General features: G+C 57.1%; 1 protein-coding gene and 2 pseudogenes. All 3 read right to left on the reverse strand.

Features of this window, described 5'->3' with window-relative positions:
• A pseudogene (locus HDF16_RS31100) lies at nt 1-433 on the reverse strand (TrbI/VirB10 family protein); the annotation flags it as partial.
• 2 nt (nt 434-435) lie between these two features.
• Nucleotides 436-1,272 (reverse strand): TrbG/VirB9 family P-type conjugative transfer protein, encoded by an 837-nt coding sequence (locus tag HDF16_RS29430; RefSeq protein ID WP_184224413.1) that lies wholly within the window; start codon nt 1,270-1,272, stop codon nt 436-438.
• Nucleotides 1,273-1,308: 36 nt separating this feature from the next.
• Nucleotides 1,309-1,935: pseudogene (locus tag HDF16_RS29435) on the reverse strand (VirB4 family type IV secretion system protein); the annotation flags it as partial.

The following is a 1,935-nucleotide window of genomic DNA, read 5'->3' on the forward strand; positions in this document are numbered from 1 at the left end:
CATGCCGTTCTGGGAGCTGCGACGTCGTCTTCGGGGCGTCCGGGTTCTGCAAGCCATACATCGCGGCCCGTTGCGCTGGAGTCATCGGTGGAGCGTTCGGAGACTCCGGGCCGGGTGCCTCCGCACCCTGTAGTTGCGCGAGCAGTGCAGCAGTTGCAGCGCGTTGCTGCTGTTCTTCCAGGTCTTTCTTTGCAGTCTGCTCCTGCTGAGTCTCAAAGTTGTTCACTTGTTGAGGACTGGCGGTCGCTGGCTTGGTCGGCATCTGACTCTTGAGCGGCGCAGCCTTCTTCCCGGCATTCACAACACTTGAGATCACGAAGATCAGCAAGATGATGAACAGCAGAATGAGCAATGGTTGCTTCTTGTTGAGAGGCGACGATGCCTCTGGCTGCTCTGGCACAGTTGCAGGGGGAGTTATCGGATTCTCGGCCATGGCTAGCTCCCTGCCTTCGTCTGCCTGAAGTCGACCCGCCGCTTACCGATCGAGAGATACCCCTGTATGACGGCCTTGGGGATCGTGTAAAGGCCGTTCGCGAAGTCATAGTTGATCAGTGACCCCTTACCGTCCTTCAGCTCATAGAGCGCGGGAGTCTCCTGAAATCGTCCTCTTAGATAGGTGAACTTGTCATCGCGCCAAATCTGCTGGATGCCAAGCGCCTTCCCTTTCTTCTGGTCCCAGGCGTAGTCGAAATGCAGAGTCCCCGGATAGGCAGCTTTGAAACTCTCGGCCGCAGTCGCGGCGGCCTTATGGTCTGCCTCCGCAGTTTTGCGGGCATCTTCAGCCTCTTTCTTGAGCTGTGCTTCCTTCGCCTCTGCCTCTGCTGCGGGAACAAAGACAGGAGGCGTGGCGATGTTGTCGGTAACCTTTGGATCGCTCGATGTGACGTAGACCTTCGAGTCAAAGTGAGGATTGTCCTTGTCGCTCGACACCTCGCGGAGTTCGACGGTGTACTCATTGCCGTGGTCGGAGACTATGTGCAGATCGGTCGTGCTGTCTGCGACCTTAGGCTTGATCGATATGTACCGGCTGGCAACATGGCCTGCGTCGAAGACCCAGCTCACGGTATCGCCACCGAAGACCGTCGCGACCTTCTCTTCAGATGGAAGCTCGATCAATGTGGACTGCAGCAAACCAGTGCGGACAACGGGCGGGGCCGACGCGTCCGCGGTGACGATCGTCCGAGGTGCACTGGGCTGGAGATGAGTCGTTTGGGCGTTGCCCGCTGTACCGATGGCTGCGGCGGTTACGAAGATACAAAGACTTAGGGTCATGGCTGATCCTTTGGGGTTGATGTGCGTGCGGTTGTTCTAGGCGATCTCGCCTTGTGCGAAACGCTCGATGCCTTCGTGAAGCCCGTACATCTCGACCAGCTTCGAACGTCTGACCTTGTCCTTTGGCCGGGTCGAAAACTTTGCATAGCTGCGAGCGTCGAGGTTCAGTGTGATCACCTTCGTGATCCCGTCGCGCCTGACATAGAGCCCCTCGCGCGGACGCAGGCTCTCGAACAAATCCAATTGGTGTTCGCTGAGTTTGAACAACTCGCCGTAAGCCTTGCGATTGAACGTCGCATCCGGGAGGAAGAGGAAAGAGGTACAGGAGTTCACGATCAAGTCCGCGTTCTCGCCGAGATCATTGGCGGACTGGCCGATCATGGTTACGCCGCCCAGGTTCTTGCGCACCGTCTTGATCGAGGCAAGCGCCGCTTCAAGCAGCTGCTTGTTCTTCATGTTTGAGAAGATCTCTTCGATCAAGACATGCTTCGGGACGCCGAGGTTATTTGGGTCATACACGATTTCGTCGATGCGGCGCAGTATCCAGACCATCAACGGCTCAATCAGGTCGGCGTACTGCTTGGTATTTACCCCTTGGAAGTCGAAGCACTGAAGGCGGGACATCTCCAGGCTGTCTTCCACATTGTCGAAGACGGAGTGATA

The sequence above is a fragment of the Granulicella aggregans genome (assembly GCF_014203275.1).
GTDB lineage: Bacteria > Acidobacteriota > Terriglobia > Terriglobales > Acidobacteriaceae > Edaphobacter.

Bases quoted from the DNA above. Each gene is read 5' to 3' on its own strand.
- HDF16_RS29430 (WP_184224413.1), bottom strand. From the start codon at position 1,272: ATGACCCTAAGTCTTTGTATCTTCGTAACCGCCGCAGCCATCGGTACA.